This is a genomic window from Streptomyces sp. ITFR-21, from assembly GCF_031844685.1.
Classification (GTDB): domain Bacteria; phylum Actinomycetota; class Actinomycetes; order Streptomycetales; family Streptomycetaceae; genus Actinacidiphila.
This window is the reverse complement of record NZ_CP134605.1, coordinates 3,148,308-3,164,072: the sequence shown is the minus strand read 5'-3', so window position 1 is coordinate 3,164,072 and position 15,765 is coordinate 3,148,308. Positions and strand designations below refer to the sequence as shown.

The following is a 15,765-nucleotide window of genomic DNA, read 5'->3' as shown; positions in this document are numbered from 1 at the left end:
AGATATGGAATCCGAGATGGTCCGAACGGTTTCGGCCATCCGGCTCCGGTCGGCGGGGGAGTGCGCAGGCCGCTCCGGCGGGGGCCGGGCCACGCGGCCGGCCTTCCGGTCGCCGCATCCCGTCCTGATCCGACCGATGTGATGCTTTCCGGCGCGTTCGAGAGGTTGATCTATGGGAATGACCATGGCGCACAAGGTTCTGGCCGCGCACAGCGGCGAGCGGACGGTCACGCCCGGCCAGTTGGTCGTGACCGAGGTCGACCTCGTCGTGATGGCGGACAGCGTCTTCTACAAGGCCGCCGAGCGGCTGCCCGACGACCTGCTCAAGGTCGCCCACCCGGAGCGGGTCGCGGTGCTGCTGGACCACGCGGTTCCCGCGCCCACCGTGAAGGCCGCCACCGCCCACAAACGGGCCCGTGAGCACACCGAGCGGCTCGGGTTCAAGTACTTCTCCGACGTCGGCCGCGGTGGCATCGAGCACCAGATCATCCTGGAACAGCGGCTCGCGCTGCCCGGTCAGCTGATCGCCTGCAACGACTCGCACACCAGCGCGGCCGGGGTGCTCAACTCCGCCGCCCGGGGGCTGGGGATGGCCGACATCGTGCAGCTCGTCTGTACCGGCCGCACCTGGTACAAGGTCTCCCCCACGGTGCTGTTCCGGCTGGAGGGCCGGCTGCCGTACGGCACGTACGGCAAGGACGTCTTCCTGTACATCGCGCAGAACTTCGGCAGCCAGGAAGGGCACGACGTCGAGTTCGCCGGCGACGGGCTGGCCACGCTGTCGCTCGACGACCGGGCCACCCTGTCCACGATGTGCACCGAGCTCAACGCCAACTTCGTGATGATGCCCGCCGACCAGCTCATCCTCGACTACGTGTCCACCGTCACCGACCGGCCGTACACCCCGGTGTCCAGCGACCCGGACGCGGAGTACGCCGCCGTCCACACCGTCGACCTCGGCCAGGTCCGCCCCTCGGTGGCGCTGCCCGACGCGATGAACGGGAACGTCAGGTCCGCCGCCGAGGTCGGGGACCAGCGGGTGCGCGTCGACCAGGCGTTCGTCGGCTCCTGTGCCAACGGCAAACTCTCCGACATCAAGATCGCCGCGGACATCGTGCGCGGCCGCCGGATCGCCGACCATGTGCGCTTCCTGGTCACCCCGGCCTCGCAGTCGGTGTACCTGGAGGCGGTCAAGGCCGGCTACGTGGCGACTCTCGTCGAGGCCGGCGCGCTGGTCACCACCTCCACCTGCGGGGCCTGCTCGGGCGGCCACATGGGCGTGCTCGGCCCCGGGGAGACCTGCATTACCTCCAGCACCCGCAACTACCGGGGCCGGATGGGCAGCGCGGACGCCCGGATCTACATGGGCTCCTCCGCGACCGTCGCGGCCTCCGCGCTGACCGGTTACGTCACCGACCCGATGCCGTACCTGGAGGCACTCAGTCCGGCGGTGGCCCGATGACCGGCGCGGGCAGCCGTACGGACGTGCGTGGCATCACCGGGCGCGCCTGGGTCATGCCGCAGGACTACATCAACACCGACGCGATCATGCCGCGCCGGGGATACGACCTCGCCCCGCGCGAACAGGACCTGCTCGTCCTGCAGACCGTGCGGCCCGGCTGGGCCGAGCAGGTCCGCCCCGGCGACATCCTCGTCACCGGCCGGAACTTCGGCACCGGGTCGAGCCGGCCCGCGGTCACCCTGCTGTCCCGGCTCGGCATCGTCGCCCTGGTCGGCGAGTCGATCTCGGAGATCTTCTTCCGCAACTGCGTCAGCTACGCCATGCCCGCCCTCGAACTGCCCGGCGTCCTCGGCCTGGTGACCGAGGGCGACACCGTACGCGTCGACATCGGCAGCGGACGGCTGGAGAACCTCGCCACGGGCCGCGCCGCACAGGGCGCCGCGATGCCCGCCGCCCTGCTGGAGACCATCGCCGTCGGCGGCGCGTACGTCCAGCTCAGGGCCGAAGGCTACATGGGACAGGAGACCCAGGCATGAGCGCCGACTACGCCACCGCCCGGGTCCCCGGGAGCGGCTCGGGCGAGATCCCGCGGTACGTCGTCAAGCACACGCCGGACGAGCAGTTCGGCGTCCGCGGCATGACGCTGCGGTACTGGTCCCGCGACGCCAGCTACGTCGAGGCGCTCAGCGACGTCGACCTGTCCATCGAGCAGGGCGAGTTCATCGCCCTGCTGGGGCCCTCGGGCTGCGGCAAGAGCAGCCTGCTGCGGATCCTGTGCGGGCTGACCGAACCGACCTCCGGCGAGATCGATTTCCGCGGCCGGCCGATCGGCAAGGCCGAACGCCGGGTCGGCCTGGTGCCGCAGGCGGCGACGCTGATGCCGTGGCTGAACATCGTAGAGAACGTGATGCTGCCGGCCCGGATCCTGCGCCTGTCCAAGACCAAGGCCCGGCAGCGGGCCATGGAACTCCTGGAGATGACCGGCCTGGCCGGCTTCGAGAAGCACTACCCGCGGCAGCTCTCCGGCGGCATGCAGCAGCGCGCCTCCATCGCCCGCGCACTGGTCCACGACCCCGACCTGCTGCTGATGGACGAGCCGTTCGCCGCGCTGGACGCCCTTACCCGCGAGCGCATGTCGGACGAACTCCAGCGGATCTGGCTGGCGACCGGCAAGACGGTGGTGTTCGTGACCCACAGCATCGGGGAGGCGGTCTTCCTCGCCGACCGGATCCTGGTGATGTCGCGCCGGCCCGGTCGCATCATCTCCGAGTTCGTCCCCGAGGCCGAGCGCCCGCGTCGCCTCGACAAGGGGATCGACGAGGACGCCGCGCTGACCGCGACCATCCGGCACGTCCTCGAAGGCGACGCCGTGCAGGAGGAGTCATGAGCGCGACCACGGCCGACAAGGCCCAGCCCGCCGCCGGGTCGGTCACCGGGCCGCCGGCCCCGGTCCGCTCGGCGTTGCGCCGCCGCCGGCTGCGCAAGGCGCGCGGCCTCGGCGTGTCGGCGCTGTACCTGATCGCGGCCCTCGTGGCGGGGCTGGTGATCTGGCAGCTCGTCATCGAAATCTACCACCCGGAGCAGTACATCATCCCGGCGCCCAAGGACGTCTGGCACGCCTTCACCTCGCTGGTGTGGGCCGACCCGTCCGCGCCCGGCGGTCTGTGGGAGGCACTGGGCGCCACCATGGAGGCCACCGCCCTCGGCTTTGCCATCGGCGGAGGCGCCGGGATCGTCCTGGGCATCGCGGCGGGCGAGTTCCGCATCGTGCAGCGGCTGCTGTACCCGTACCTGGTCGCCGTACAGAGCCTGCCCAAGGTCGCGCTGGTGCCGCTGCTGGCCACCTGGTTCGGCTTCGGGCTGACCGCCAAGACCAGCCTGGTCGTGCTGTTCGTGTTCTTCCCGGTGCTGGTCAACACCCTCCAGGGCGTGGTGACCGCCGACCAGGACCGGATCGACCTGGTGCGCTCGCTGTCCGGCAGCCGCTGGCAGCAGCTCACCCGGGTCCGGCTGTTCAGCGCGCTGCCGGGCATCTTCACCGGCCTCGAACTCGGCGTCACCTACGCCTTCCTGGGCGCGGTGCTGGCCGAGATGAGCGGCTCGCAGAAGGGCGTCGGCGTACTGATCTCGCAGTACCAGAACAACTCCGACACCCAGGCGACCTTTGCCACCCTGATCATCCTGGCCGTCGTCGGCTTCCTGCTCAACGCGATCGTGCGCTTCGCGCACTACCGGGTCGTGTTCTGGGAGTCGGTCTCCGGCAAGGACTTCCGCGCCACCAACGCGGGCGGCTGAGCCGGCGGCCCGGCCCGGCCCGGCGCCCTGCCGGCCGGTGCCCTCGTCGCCCGCTCCCCGGCGTTCCGTATGTCTTCCGTACCACCGAGCACAGAGAGGTGCTTCCCCGTGTCGAAAGAAGAGGGCAGAGCCCCGCGCGGAGCCGCGGGCGGCAGCCCGTCCGGCCGCCACCGCCGCAGCCGCCGCGTGACCGCGGCGCTGGCCGTCGCCTCGGCGGTCGCGCTGACCGCCGCGGCCTGCGGCTCCGGCGGCTCCGGCGGCGGTGGGAAGGCCGCCGACGGCACCGCGCTCACGTCGCTCAAGGTCGGCATCCCGTCGCCCGCGGTGACGGTGTTCAGCGCCACCTACGCGATCGGCCAGTACACCGGCTGCTACAAGCGCTACGGCTACAAGTTCTCCACCGAGGTCACCACCAACCCCTCCCAGCTGGTGGCGGCGATGCACCGCGGGGCGGTCGACGTCGGCGTACCCGGCAGCGACCAGTACCTCAACATGCTCAAGACCGTCGGCTCCGACGGCAGCCTGCCGCTGTCGGCCTTCTACCAGCTGTACTACCCGTTCAAGTACGGGATGGCGGTCAAGCCGGACAGCGACATCACCTCGCTGAAGCAGCTGGAGGGCAGGACCGTCGGCGTGGACGTGCTCTCCGACAGCAGCTCGACGGCGCTCAAGGCACTGCTGAAGGCCCAGGGCGTGGACCCGGGCAAGGTGAAGATCATCGCCACCGGCACCGGCGCCGCCTCCGGGCAGGCGCTGGACTCCGGCAAAGTGGCCGGCCTCTTCTACTACGACGTGGGCTTCGGCACGATCCTGCAGGCCGGCATCAAGCTGAGGTTCCTGACCACCGACGACGGCAAGCCGCCGTACCTGAACGTCTCCGGGATCATGGCGGTGGCCAACTCCGCCGACATGGCCAAGGACAAGGCCAAGTACCGGGCGTTCGCCCGCTGTACGACCGAGGGCGACATCTTCGTCGAGACCAACCCGGCCGCGGCGGCCTACATCATGCTCACGATGTACCCGACGCTGGGCAAGCCCGGTGAGTCGCTGGAGAAGCAGATCGAGGCGCTGACGCTGCCGCTGCTGCTGCGCCAGAAGCTGATCAAGAACCCCAACCCCGGCGGCACCTACGGGCAGATTAACCCCGACGAGTTCACCGAGGACCTGAAGATCCTGCTGGACCGGGACCCCGGGTCGGTGGACGTGGACAAGATCTACTCCAACGCGGACGTGCCGCAGCTCACCGACGCCGAGATCGCGGCGGTGAAGCAGCAGGCGGCCGACTTCAAGATCCCCGGTGTCAGCGGCACCGTCAAGCTGCCCACCGTCCCGCCGAACGCGCCGTGACATGACCCATTCCACTAGCTCCCGGGAAGCCGTCGGACAAGCCGTCGGACGGGCGGCCGGACGCGGCGCGGCCGGCGAACGGCCGGTGCGGATCGCCCTGCTGTCGCGGATCGTCGGCGGCAGCGCGACGGCGATGCGGCGGTTGCGCGAACTCGGCGTCGAGATCGCGCTCGACCTGCCCGGCTACGACGCGCTGGGCGGCGACCGCGACCGCTGGGAGGCGGTGTTGCGCGATATCGACGGTCTGGTGGTCGGGCTCCAGCCGGTGGACCGCCGGCTGTTCGAGACGGCGCCGAAGCTCCGGTACGTGCTGCGCATCGGCACCGGGCTCGACAACGTCGACACCGCGGCGGCCGGGGAGTTCGGCGTGCGGGTCGACTCCCTGGCCGGCCGCAACGCCGCCGCCGTGGCCGAGTACGCCTTCGGGCTGCTGTTGGCCGCCGCCCGGCGGATCCCGGAGGCGGACGCGTCGGTGCGGGCGGGGGAGTGGACCCGGTTCTCCGGCTCCCACCTGGGCGGACGCACCCTCGGCCTGATCGGGTACGGCGACATCGGCTCGCTGATGGTGCCCAAGGCGCACGGGTTCGGCATGCGGGTCCTGGTGCACCGCCGCAGCGCCGCCGCGGTGGACGAACCGGGCGTGCGGACCGTACCGCTGGACGAGCTCCTGGCCGCGTCCGACTTCGTCAGCCTGCATGTGCCGCTCACCGACGCGACCCGGCACCTGCTCGGGGCACGGGAGTTCGGGCTGATGAGGCCCGGCGTGGTACTGGTCAACACCGCGCGGGGGGACGTGGTCGACGAGCGGGCGCTTGACGACGCGCTGGCCTCCGGCCGGGTCGCCGCCGCCGCTTTGGACGTCTTCCCGCGCGAACCGCCGCCACCGACTCCGCTGCTGGCCCGGCGCAACGTCGTGCTCTCCCCGCACAACGGCGGCTACAGCGACCTGGTGATGGAGCAGACCGCCGCCGCGGCGGTGGCCGCGCTCGCCGACGGGCTGTTCGGGGCGGCGCCCCCGCCGGGCGTCCGGACTCCCTGACCACCCGGCCGTACTTCCGACCCTCTTCAACCCTCTGTGAGGAGCTCTTCCATGCCAGCGTCACCCCTCGTCCCGTCACCGGTGCACGTCACCGAGGCCATCGTCCGCGCGCTGGAGGACGCCGGAGTGGACACCGTCTTCGGCATGTCGGGCGGCAACACCGGCCGTATCCACAGTGCGCTGGCCGCGCACACCGACACCATCCGCTCGGTGCTGGTCCGCAACGAGGCGTACGCCACTTCGGCCGCCGAGGCGTACGCCCGGCACACCGGGAAGGTGGCGGTGGCGATGGCGCAGGGCAGCTGGCTGATGGGGCAGGGCGTGGTCGGCACGCTCGAAGCGCTCTTCAGCGGCACCCCGATCGTGCTCCTCGGCGACCTCAGCGACGGAGCACCCTTCTCCCAGCACGCCCCCTACCAGTCCGCCACCGGGGAGTACGGCAGCTGGGACGCGCGGCTGGCCTTCAAGGGCATCACCAAGCTGGTGCTGGAGGCGCACGATCCCGTAGCGGCCGTGCAGAGCGTCCAACTGGCGGTCAAGCACGCGCTGGCCGGACAACCGGGCCCGGTCGCCGTGCTGTTCCACTCGGCGGCGCTGGTCGGCGAGGTCGGCCCCGACTCCGTGCCCCGGCTCTACTCCAGCCGCGGCTACCTCACCCACCAGGGGCCCGCCCGCCCCGACATGGCCGCCACCGCCGAGGCGCTGCGTACCGCGTCCGCACCGGTCCTGCTGGCCGGCGGCGGGGTGCGGACCGCCCGGGTCGAGGGCCCGCTGCTGCGGCTGGCCCGCGCCACCGGCGCCCCGGTGGTCACGACCTCGGCGGGCAAGGGCGTCTTCCCCGAGGAGCACCCGCAGGCCGCCGGGGTGTTCGGCAACTACGGCGTCCCGCTGGCCAACGACACACTCGGCGCCGCTGACACCGTGCTCGTCCTCGGCAGCAAGCTCGGCCCGAGCGACACCGCGCTGGAGGCGCCCGGACTGATCGACCCGGCCAGGCAGCGCATCATCCACGTCGACATCGAGGAACTCAACGCGGGGTGGACGATGCCGACCTCCGAGGTGATCGTGGCCGACCTCGGAGCGGCGCTGGACGCTTTGCTCGCCGAGCTCGGCACCGCGCCGGTGCCGCAGGCCGCCGTCCGGGCCCGGTCGTCGGTCCTGGCCGCCCGCCGCACCGCGGCCGGCGACGACGCCCCGTACGCCGCTGCCGAGACGGCGCCGCTGCATCCGCAGCGGGCCGTCGCGGGGCTGCGGGAGGCGCTCCCCGACGACGTGGTCATCTGCGCCGACGCCGGTGAGAACCGGCTGCTGATGTGCCGCTACTTCGAGTCCCGCGCGGGCGGCGGATACCTCCAGCCGGCCGGTGCCGGCGGCATGGGGTACGCCATTCCCGCCGCGATCGGCGTCAAGACCGCCGACCCCGACCGCACGGTCGTCGCGGTCTGCGGCGACGGCGGGTTCAGCATGTCGCTGGGCGCGCTGCTCACCACGGTCGAGGAGCGGCTGCCCGTCGTGGTGGTCGTGCTCAACAACGGCATCCTCGGCTGGGTCAAGCACAGCCAGCGGTCCCGGGGCGAGCAGGAGTACAAGTCGACCCTGTACGGATTCGACTACACCGCCATCGGCCGGGCGGCCGGACTCGCCTCCTTCCACGTCGCCGAACCGGCCGAACTGGCGCCGGCGATGGCGGAGGCGCTCAAGGCGGACGGGCCCGCGCTGGTGGTGGTCGACGTCTCCACCGAGCAGACCTTCACGGATCTGCGGACGCCGCTCATGGGGTGACCCCCGGGCCGAGCGGACCGTGCGGCCCGCCGGAGTCCGCCGCGGCTGCGGCACCGGGACCCGCGGCGGCACCGCTTCCATCGCGCAACGACACAACAACCATCCATCAAGGAGCGGGACATGAGGCTCGAAGGCAAGGTCGCGATCATCTTCGGCGCGGGGCAGCTGGCGGGGCGGACCGTCGGCAACGGCAAGGCCGTCGCCCTGATGTTCGCCCGGGAGGGCGCCAAGGTCTTCTGCGTCGACATCAACAAGGCCGGCGCGCAGGAGACGGTGGCCGCCATCCGCGAGGAAGGCGGCGTCGCCGAGGCGTTCGAGGCCGACGTCACGGACGAGGACACCGTCGTGGCCGCGGTACGCACCTGCTACGAACTGTGGGGCGCCATCGACATCCTGCACAACAACGTCGGCGTCAGCATCGCCGCCGGTGACGCGACGATCACCGACATCACCGTCGACGCCTTCGACCGGGTGATGGCGATCAACCTGCGCGGCATGGTGCTGACCATCAAGCACGTGCTGCCGATCATGCGCAAGCAGGGGTCGGGCTCGATCATCAACATCTCCTCCGCAGCCGCGTTCAACAACTACCCCTACGTCGGCTACAAGACCTCCAAGGCCGCCGTGGTGGCGCTCAGCAACCATGTCGCGATCCGCAACGCCGAGTACGGCGTGCGGTGCAACGTCATCCTGCCCGGACTGCTCAACACCCCCACGGCGGTGGAGAACCGGGTGAAGAAGTTCGGCCTCAGCTTCGAGGAGGTCGTCGCCCAGCGGGACAAGGAGGTGCCGCTGCGCCGCAAGATGGGCACCGCGTGGGACATCGGCTACGCCGCGGTGTTCCTCGCCTCGGACGAGGCGTCGTTCATCACCGGCGTCTCGCTGCCGGTCGACGGCGGCCAGAGCCAGCAGATCGGCCGCGCGCCCTCCCCCGCGGAGGCCGCCGAGGAAAAGCGCGCCGCCGAGGCCGCCGCGGCGACGGTGGCCTGACGGCGATGGCGACGTCAGCGCGGACACCGGACGGCGGCGGCCCGGTGACCGGAACCGGCGTGCGGGGGCGGCTCGAACCGCTGCGGGAGGCAGAACTCACCTGCGCGCAGCGGGAGATGTGGGAGGAACTGGCCGCGGGGCCGCGGGGTGCCACCGCCGTACGCCCGGAAGGCTTCCTCACCGGGCCGTTCGACGTGCTGCTGCGCAGCCCCGAGGTCGGCCGGGCGGTGGCCGGGCTCGGTGCGCTGCTCCGGTACGAATCCGCACTGAGCCGCAGCCACCGGGAACTGGTGATCCTCACGGTGGCCGCCCGCTGGCACGCGGCGTTCGCCTGGCTGCGGCACGACGTCTACGGGCGGGACGCCGGGCTGCCCGGGGCCGCGGTCCAGGGCATCGCGGCCGGGACCGCCGAGCCGGACTTCGACGACGACGGCGACCGCACCGTGTACGCCTTCGTCCGGCAGCTGGTGCACACCGGAGCGGCCGACCGGGAGCGGTACGACGCGGTCCTCGCGCTGCTCGGCGAGCGCCCGCTGGTCGAACTGGTGACGCTCACCGGCTACTACTGCCTCAGCTCGATGGTGCTCAACGCCTTCGAAGTCCCGCTCCCCGCCGGGGCGTCCGTGCCCTGGACCGCCGCGCCCACGGCACCGTGACGGCCGGACCACCCCCTCTCAGAGAAGGAACGGACCATTGACCGACGAACCCGGATTCGCCCATGTGCGCCAGGTGGACTTCGCACGCTTCGCCGCCCTCGGCCCCGACGAGCGGCTCTCGCAGAAGCTGCTCGACCGCACCAGCGGAGCGGACGAGGTGGCCGTCAAGTACATCCGCACCCCGCCCGGCGGCGGTTCACCGGAGGGCCTGCACACCCATGCCGTCCAGCAGGTCTTCTTCGTGCTGGCCGGCACCATGACGATCGAGGTGGACGGCGCCGTCCGGCAGGCGCCCGCCGGCAGCCTGGTGGTCTTCCCCAAGGGCGTGCCGCACCGCAACTGGAACGACGGCGACTCCCCGACCGTCCATCTGGCGATCGACGCCCCCGCCCCGGAGCTCGGCGTGCCCTTCGCGAGGCCGGTCGGATGAGCATCTGGACCCGGCTGTCCAACGGCCCGTTCGCCGTGGAGTTCGTCGACGCCGGCGGGGTACGCACCCGTTCGCTGCGGGTTGGGGACGGCGGTGCCCGCGAGGTTGTCGTGCTGCTGCACGGCACCAGCAGCCACCTGGAGGTGTGGGCCGGCAACGTCCGCGCCTACGCCGACGCCGGTCTCGCCGCCCACGCCATCGACATGCTCGGCCACGGCTTCACCGACACCGCCGACCACGACTGCGAAGTCCCGCACTACGTACGGCACCTGCTGGACTACCTCGACGCGCGCGGCCTGGACCGGGTGCACCTGGTCGGGGAGTCGCTGGGCGGCTGGGTCACCGCCTGGTTCGCCGCCGCGTATCCCGAGCGGGTGCGCAGCCTGCAGCTGGTCGCCTCCGGCGGCACCCGGGCGGTCCCGGCCGTGATGCGCCGCATCCGCGAGACCACCACGCTCGCCGTCACCAGCCCGGAGCGCCGCTACACCCGCGACCGGCTGGCGAACCTGCTCCACGACCCGGCAAGCGTGGACGAGGAACTGGTCGACGTGCGGTACGCGATCTACCACCAGCCGGCGTTCCAGAAGAACCTGCCGCACCTGCTGTGCATGCAGGATCCCGATGTCCGGGCGCGTAACCTGCTGACACCGGAGCGGATGGCCCGGATCAGCGCACCCACCCTGGTCTTCTGGGGCCGGCACAACCCGATGGGCGACGTGTCGGAGGCCGTGGGCATCCACGCCGCCATTCCGGACGCCGGCCTGCAGGTCTTCGACGACTGCGGGCACTTCCCACAGATCGAGTATCCGGACCGATTCAACGAGCTGTCGGTGGAGTTCATCCGCCAGACCGCCGCGAAGGAGAAGCGCACGTGACCGTCCGCATCGCCGTACTCGACGACTACCAGCGGGTCGCGCCGGCCATGGCCGACTGGGCCGGGGAGCTGCCGGCCGGCACGTCGGTCGACCACTTCGGCCGGCACATCGCCGACGAGGGTGAACTGGTCGCCGCGCTGGCCCCGTTCGAGGTGGTCGTGGCCATGCGCGAACGCACCCCGTTCCCGCGGTCGGTGCTGGCGAAGCTGCCCCGGCTGCGACTGCTCGTCACCACGGGCATGGTCAACGCCTCCATCGACCTGGCCTCCGCCCGGGAACTCGGCGTCACCGTCTGCGGAACCCGGTCCCGCCCGTCGGGCACCGCGGAACTCACCTGGGCGCTCATCCTCGGCCTGGTCCGCGACGTGGCCGGCAACGAGGCCCGGCTGCGGGCCGGCCAGTGGCAGACCGCCGTCGCACAGGACCTGTACGGGGAGACGCTCGGCGTGGTGGGCCTGGGCCGGCTCGGCGGCCGGGTGGCCGCGATCGGCGCCGCCTTCGGCATGGACGTCGTCGCCTGGAGTCCCCGCCTGACCGCGGAAGCCGCCGCGGAACACGGTGCCCGGCTGGTCGACAAGGCCGAACTGTTCGCGACCGCGAAGGTCGCCACGATCCACCTGGTGCTCGGCGACCGCTCCCGTGGCCTCGTCGGCGCCGCCGAACTCGGCGCGATGCGCGAGGACGCGTACCTGGTCAACACCTCCCGCTTCGGGATCATCGACGCCGACGCGCTGCGCGCCGCCCTCACCGGCACACCCCGCCCGGCCGGCGTCGCCCTCGACGTCTTCGACACCGAGCCGCTGCCCGAGGACCACTGGCTCCGCTCCGCTCCCCGGACTTTGCTCTCTCCGCACATGGGCTTCGTCACGGCCGAGAACTACCGCGTCTTCTACGGTGACGCGGTGGCGGACATCGCCGCGTTCCTGGCCGACCCCAGCCGCCCGCTGCGCCCGCTGGCCTGACCCCCGGCGGGCCACCCGTCCGACTTGCCGGAGCGAAAGCGGCGCGGATCCGCCCGCGTTGGCCGCGTCCTGGCGCCCCGGGCCGCGTACCGTGCGGTGCGGCCGGCCCCACCGGCCCGGCCGGGCCCCGCCTGACCGGCTCCCGACGCGGAGCCCCCGGACCCGCGGCGGCCCGGCGCCCGCCGGAAAGGAAGTGCCCTGGTACGCCGGGCGGCGTACCAGGGCACTCGGCGGGTCAGCGGCGCGTCACGTGCCGTAGACCTGGAACTCCCAGAGCGAGTAGCCGTACTGGGTGGAGCGGGCGGTGCCGTAGAAACGTACGTACCGGCCCGATCCGGTCACCGGCAGCGTCTGCACGCCGCCGGTGGCGTTGGTGGTGGAGTAGACCGTCGTCCAGGTGGTGCCGTCGGCCGAGGTCTGGATCTGGTAGGCCGTGCCGTACGCGGCCTCCCAGTTCAGCACCACCTGGCTGACGGCGTGGGTGGCGCCCAGGTCGACCTGGAGCCACTGCGGGTCGGAGAAGGCGCTCGACCAGCGGGTGCCGGTGTTGCCGTCCACCGCGTTGGGCGCGGTGAAGCTGGCGTTCTCCGAGGAGGACGCGGTGGCCGTCTTGCCCTGCGAGAGCAGGGTGGTGGGACCGCCCGGGTTGCCCGGGTCGCCGCCGCCGGACGTCGGGCTTCCGTAGAGGGCGAGTTCGTAGAGCGAGTCACCGTACTGGGAGGCTCTGGCGGTGGCGTACACGCGGACGTAGCGGGCGGTGGCGTTCAGTGCCGTGTCCTGGATGTCCGCTGGACTGTTGTTGTTGGTGTAGACGGTGGTCCACGTCGTGCCGTTGGTGGACGTCTGTAGCTGGTAGGCGGATGCGGCCGCCGCCTCCCAGATCACCGTGGCGTGGTTGATGGTGTAGTTCTGGCCCAGGTCGACCTGGAGCCACTGCGGGTCGGAGAAGCCGCTCGACCAGCGGGTGGTGACGTCGCCGTCGGTCGCGTTGGACGCCGGGAAGGTGGCGCTCTCCGAGGAGGACGCGGTGGTCGGCTTGCCCTTGGCGATGTTGGTGCCGGTGGTGCCGGGCGCGGCCTTGTTGTAGACGGCCACGTAGTCGACGTTCAGCGAACCACCGGAAACGGTCGCGGCGTTGGGGCCGCCGCCGAACGCGGCCGGGAAGCCGCCGCCGATCGCCAGGTCGAAGATGATGTAGAAGCTGTGGTCGACCGCGTTGGCCCACGCGGCGGCGTCCACCTGGTTCGAGCTCAGGGTGAAGTAGTTGGCGCCGTCGAGGTACCAGCGGATCTGCTCGGGAGAGGTCGAACGGTCGAGCTCCACCGCGTAGGTGTGGTAGCCGGTCTGGCAGCCGGCGCACGCGCGCTCGCCGCTGCCGACACCGCTGGTCTCGTTGCAGGGACCGCCGCTGCCGACACCGCAGTGCAGCGTGCCGAACACCGAGCTGCGGCCGTTGATGTCCTCAAGGATGTCCACCTCGCCGGAGCCCGGCCACGGCACGCCGACCCGCAGCGGGGAGCCGAGCATCCAGAACGCCGGCCAGTAACCGGCGCCGTTGGCCGTGGTGACGTTCGGCTGCTGGATGGACGCCTGCATCCGTACCACGCCACCGGGCTGCGCGCCGAAGCCGTCGGCCTGTGTCTCGACGCGGCCCGAGGTCCAGTTGGCGGCCGGGTCGGTGCCGGTGTGCAGCGCCTTCAGCACCAGGTGGCCGTTGCCGTCCTGGTAGACGTTGGCGGTGCTGTCGGTCATCGTCTCGATCTCACCGGTGCCGAACGTCCAGCCCGCACCGGCGTCGTAGCGCCAGGTGTCGGTGTTCAGGCCGGTGTTGGCGGCGCCGTTGAAGTCGTCGCTCCAGGTCGTGGTGAAGCCGGCCGGCGCCGCGGGCACGGCGTTCGGCTGTACGGCGGCGGGTTGGGCCTTCGGCGCGGCGGCGGCCTTGGCGCTCGCCGCCTTGGGAGCCGCCGTGGACGCGGTGGCGGCAGGCGTACCGGCCAAGGCGACCGCGACGGCGGCGACCGCCACCAGCCCGACGGTGAACCGCTTGTCCGGCTTGCGGCGCAACCAGTGCAGCCGCTTGCCTCTGATCGACATGCCTACTCCTTCTCCGCTGTGGGGGGCAGCGCGTCCGCCTCCGGCCGAGATGCGGTGCGCGCTGGAGATGAGAGCGCTCTCAGGAGAGTGTTCCCAGGCTCCGAGCGCTGTCAAGAGAACCGGCAACGTTTACGGAACATCGCGGGATCCGGGCTGTGTTGTGGGTGTGGTACGCGCACTCGGGGTGCGCGGGGGTGTGGGTTTGTGTGCGGCATTGGGGGTGCCGGGGGGCGGCCGGCGGGGTGTGCCGGTCCGGGGTGGCGGGCGATCCGTTCTGGATCGAGCCCGACGTGCTGCACGCGGTCGGGCACGCGTTCCAGGACGGCGGCCGGATCGACCTGGGCGGCTGGCAACCGGAGAAGGCGACGAACTTCTTCGCCGGGCAGACCGTGCACTCCACCGTCCTGGAACTGCCCGACGCGGAGCTGCTGCCGGTCGCCGGGGCCGACCGGCGGACCGGGGTGTGGTCGCTGGCGTCCCTGGCCACCGACGCCGGCGGCTGGCGGCCGATCAACCGGGCCGGGCTGCCGGTGATCCATCCGCTGTTCGCGCAGTACGACGAGGACCTCGGCGACCGGCTCAACGCCAACCACCCCTCCCGGGACGTGGAGTTGTACGGGGCCGCGCTCACGGAGCCGGTCGCGTCCGTGGTGCGCGCGTACGGCACCTCCGCGCACCCCGACGCCTACGCGCGGATGGTGGTCGCGGCGTTCCTGCCCAACCTCCCGCCGTACACGCTGGGTACGGCCGCCTCCTTCGGCTTCGCCGGGTGGAACGGGCGGACCATGACGGACAACGCGCCGGACGTCGTGTTCTCCTTCGCCGCCAACACCCCGGTCACGCTGGCGCTCACCAAGGACGCGGTCGTCGCCAAGCCGTCGGACGTCTTCCCGTACGTGCCGCCGACGCCCTGAGTCCCGAGGCGGTCGCCCCCCCCGTACCGAGGCGGTCGCCCCCCCCGTACCGAGGCCGCCGCCCCAGGCCCCCGTACCGAGGCCGCCGCCCCAGGCCCCCGTACCGAGGCCGCCCCAGGCCGCTACTTCCGGCCCGGGGTCCACTCGATGGGGAACTCGTACGTCTTGGAGATCACCTGCTGGATCCCGGCGCCCCGCTGCGGGGTGAACCAGCGGACCTCGCGTTCGATCACCAACTCGCCCTTCTCGCGGGTGATCAGGGCGATGGCGCACGCGTTGGCCTGCGGCGGGGAGTCGTCGAGGTGGACCTCGAAGCGGTCGCCCTTGTCGGAGGTGAGCGTGACCTTCGCCTCCAGGCCGCGGAAGTCGCCCGAGCCCTCGTAGATGTAGACGAAAAGCAGCAGCTTCGCGAACTTCTCCTGCTGGTTCAGGCTGATCGTGAGGTTCTCCCCGGCGGCCGCGCCACCGGTGCGGTCGTCCCCGTCCAGGTGGACGTACGGCGGCCGGTCCAGGGCGCCGAAGGCGTTGCCCAGGGCCTGCACCACCGCCGTGTCGCCGTCGGCGAAGCCGATCATGCAGCCGAGGTCCAGGTCGGCGTCCCTGACCGCGGCCGTCTGCAGCGACGCCCGCACTTTGCCCAGCAGCCCGCGGGCCTGCCGGGCCTGCTCCAGGGCCGCCGCCCGCGGCGAGGTCCAGTTCAGGTTGACCCTGATCAGACCGGACGTCACGCCGTGCTTGTCGAGGGAGACCGTGGGCGAGGACTTGGTCAGGATGACCGGACCGGGTTCAGCAGCCATCAGAGCGCCTTTCGTGGGGTGGTACGGGGGCCGGCCGCCCGGAAGCCCGGGTCCGGCCGGTGGACACGCTTCCAGTCTCTGCCTCTTTCCGGCAGGCCGGACATGCGCCGATCCGGAGATGT

15 protein-coding genes are annotated in these 15,765 nt (G+C 71.8%); 13 read left to right on the top strand and 2 right to left on the bottom strand.

What is annotated here, in order from left to right; translation table 11 throughout:
- Positions 1-184 precede the first annotated feature (184 nt).
- The 12 genes from RLT57_RS13710 (at position 185) to RLT57_RS13655 (ending at position 11,838) form a co-directional block, all read left to right on the top strand.
- Positions 185-1,462, top strand: coding sequence for an aconitase/3-isopropylmalate dehydratase large subunit family protein (locus tag RLT57_RS13710; protein WP_311297672.1), 1,278 nt, complete (start codon positions 185-187; stop codon positions 1,460-1,462).
- Positions 1,459-1,998 (top strand): 3-isopropylmalate dehydratase, encoded by a 540-nt coding sequence (locus RLT57_RS13705; RefSeq protein WP_311297671.1) that lies wholly within the window; start codon positions 1,459-1,461, stop codon positions 1,996-1,998. Before RLT57_RS13710 ends, RLT57_RS13705 begins: the two co-directional genes overlap by 4 nt.
- The gene (locus tag RLT57_RS13700; RefSeq protein WP_311297670.1) at positions 1,995-2,849 is read left to right on the top strand and encodes an ABC transporter ATP-binding protein; all 855 of its coding nucleotides are present in this window, start codon (positions 1,995-1,997) and stop codon (positions 2,847-2,849) included. The genes RLT57_RS13705 and RLT57_RS13700 overlap by 4 nt, the downstream gene beginning before the upstream one ends.
- On the top strand, positions 2,846-3,757 hold the full coding sequence (locus RLT57_RS13695) for an ABC transporter permease (RefSeq protein ID WP_311297669.1): 912 nt from the start codon (positions 2,846-2,848) through the stop codon (positions 3,755-3,757). Before RLT57_RS13700 ends, RLT57_RS13695 begins: the two co-directional genes overlap by 4 nt.
- Positions 3,758-3,865: 108 nt before the next feature.
- Positions 3,866-5,104, top strand: coding sequence for an ABC transporter substrate-binding protein (locus RLT57_RS13690; RefSeq protein ID WP_311297668.1), 1,239 nt, complete (start codon positions 3,866-3,868; stop codon positions 5,102-5,104).
- Position 5,105: 1 nt separating this feature from the next.
- A complete protein-coding gene (locus RLT57_RS13685; RefSeq protein WP_311297667.1) occupies positions 5,106-6,143 on the top strand; it encodes an NAD(P)-dependent oxidoreductase in 1,038 nt (345 codons plus the stop codon).
- 51 nt (positions 6,144-6,194) lie between these two features.
- The gene (locus tag RLT57_RS13680; protein WP_311297666.1) at positions 6,195-7,925 is read left to right on the top strand and encodes a thiamine pyrophosphate-binding protein; all 1,731 of its coding nucleotides are present in this window, start codon (positions 6,195-6,197) and stop codon (positions 7,923-7,925) included.
- A 120-nt stretch (positions 7,926-8,045) separates the two neighbouring features.
- Positions 8,046-8,915: an SDR family NAD(P)-dependent oxidoreductase gene (locus tag RLT57_RS13675; protein ID WP_311297665.1), complete on the top strand. Its 870-nt coding sequence runs from the start codon at positions 8,046-8,048 to the stop codon at positions 8,913-8,915.
- 5 nt (positions 8,916-8,920) lie between these two features.
- Positions 8,921-9,571, top strand: coding sequence for a carboxymuconolactone decarboxylase family protein (locus RLT57_RS13670; RefSeq protein WP_311297664.1), 651 nt, complete (start codon positions 8,921-8,923; stop codon positions 9,569-9,571).
- A gap of 37 nt (positions 9,572-9,608) precedes the next feature.
- On the top strand, positions 9,609-10,001 hold the full coding sequence (locus tag RLT57_RS13665) for a cupin domain-containing protein (protein ID WP_311297663.1): 393 nt from the start codon (positions 9,609-9,611) through the stop codon (positions 9,999-10,001).
- Entirely contained in the window at positions 9,998-10,876 is an 879-nt protein-coding gene (locus tag RLT57_RS13660) for an alpha/beta fold hydrolase (RefSeq protein WP_311297662.1), read from the top strand. The genes RLT57_RS13665 and RLT57_RS13660 overlap by 4 nt, the downstream gene beginning before the upstream one ends.
- On the top strand, positions 10,873-11,838 hold the full coding sequence (locus RLT57_RS13655; RefSeq protein ID WP_311297661.1) for a D-2-hydroxyacid dehydrogenase family protein: 966 nt from the start codon (positions 10,873-10,875) through the stop codon (positions 11,836-11,838). Before RLT57_RS13660 ends, RLT57_RS13655 begins: the two co-directional genes overlap by 4 nt.
- A gap of 246 nt (positions 11,839-12,084) precedes the next feature.
- Here RLT57_RS13655 and RLT57_RS13650 read toward each other — a convergent pair whose 3' ends face one another.
- On the bottom strand, positions 12,085-13,932 hold the full coding sequence (locus tag RLT57_RS13650) for a discoidin domain-containing protein (RefSeq protein WP_311297660.1): 1,848 nt from the start codon (positions 13,930-13,932) through the stop codon (positions 12,085-12,087).
- Positions 13,933-14,189: 257 nt separating this feature from the next.
- Between RLT57_RS13650 and RLT57_RS13645 the strand changes: the two genes are divergently transcribed.
- Positions 14,190-14,846, top strand: coding sequence for a DUF4331 family protein (locus RLT57_RS13645; RefSeq protein ID WP_311297659.1), 657 nt, complete (start codon positions 14,190-14,192; stop codon positions 14,844-14,846).
- A gap of 122 nt (positions 14,847-14,968) precedes the next feature.
- On the opposite strand, the gene RLT57_RS13640 is transcribed toward RLT57_RS13645, so the two are convergent.
- Positions 14,969-15,643, bottom strand: coding sequence for a hypothetical protein (locus RLT57_RS13640; protein ID WP_311297658.1), 675 nt, complete (start codon positions 15,641-15,643; stop codon positions 14,969-14,971).
- Between the last annotated feature and the right edge of the window lie 122 nt (positions 15,644-15,765).

Bases quoted from the DNA above. Each gene is read 5' to 3' on its own strand.
- RLT57_RS13710 (WP_311297672.1), top strand. From the start codon at position 185: ATGGCGCACAAGGTTCTGGCCGCGCACAGCGGCGAGCGGACGGTCACG.
- RLT57_RS13705 (WP_311297671.1), top strand. From the start codon at position 1,459: ATGACCGGCGCGGGCAGCCGTACGGACGTGCGTGGCATCACCGGGCGC.
- RLT57_RS13700 (WP_311297670.1), top strand. From the start codon at position 1,995: ATGAGCGCCGACTACGCCACCGCCCGGGTCCCCGGGAGCGGCTCGGGC.
- RLT57_RS13695 (WP_311297669.1), top strand. From the start codon at position 2,846: ATGAGCGCGACCACGGCCGACAAGGCCCAGCCCGCCGCCGGGTCGGTC.
- RLT57_RS13685 (WP_311297667.1), top strand. From the start codon at position 5,106: ATGACCCATTCCACTAGCTCCCGGGAAGCCGTCGGACAAGCCGTCGGA.
- RLT57_RS13680 (WP_311297666.1), top strand. From the start codon at position 6,195: ATGCCAGCGTCACCCCTCGTCCCGTCACCGGTGCACGTCACCGAGGCC.
- RLT57_RS13675 (WP_311297665.1), top strand. From the start codon at position 8,046: ATGAGGCTCGAAGGCAAGGTCGCGATCATCTTCGGCGCGGGGCAGCTG.
- RLT57_RS13670 (WP_311297664.1), top strand. From the start codon at position 8,921: ATGGCGACGTCAGCGCGGACACCGGACGGCGGCGGCCCGGTGACCGGA.
- RLT57_RS13660 (WP_311297662.1), top strand. From the start codon at position 9,998: ATGAGCATCTGGACCCGGCTGTCCAACGGCCCGTTCGCCGTGGAGTTC.
- RLT57_RS13650 (WP_311297660.1), bottom strand. From the start codon at position 13,932: ATGTCGATCAGAGGCAAGCGGCTGCACTGGTTGCGCCGCAAGCCGGAC.
- RLT57_RS13640 (WP_311297658.1), bottom strand. From the start codon at position 15,643: ATGGCTGCTGAACCCGGTCCGGTCATCCTGACCAAGTCCTCGCCCACG.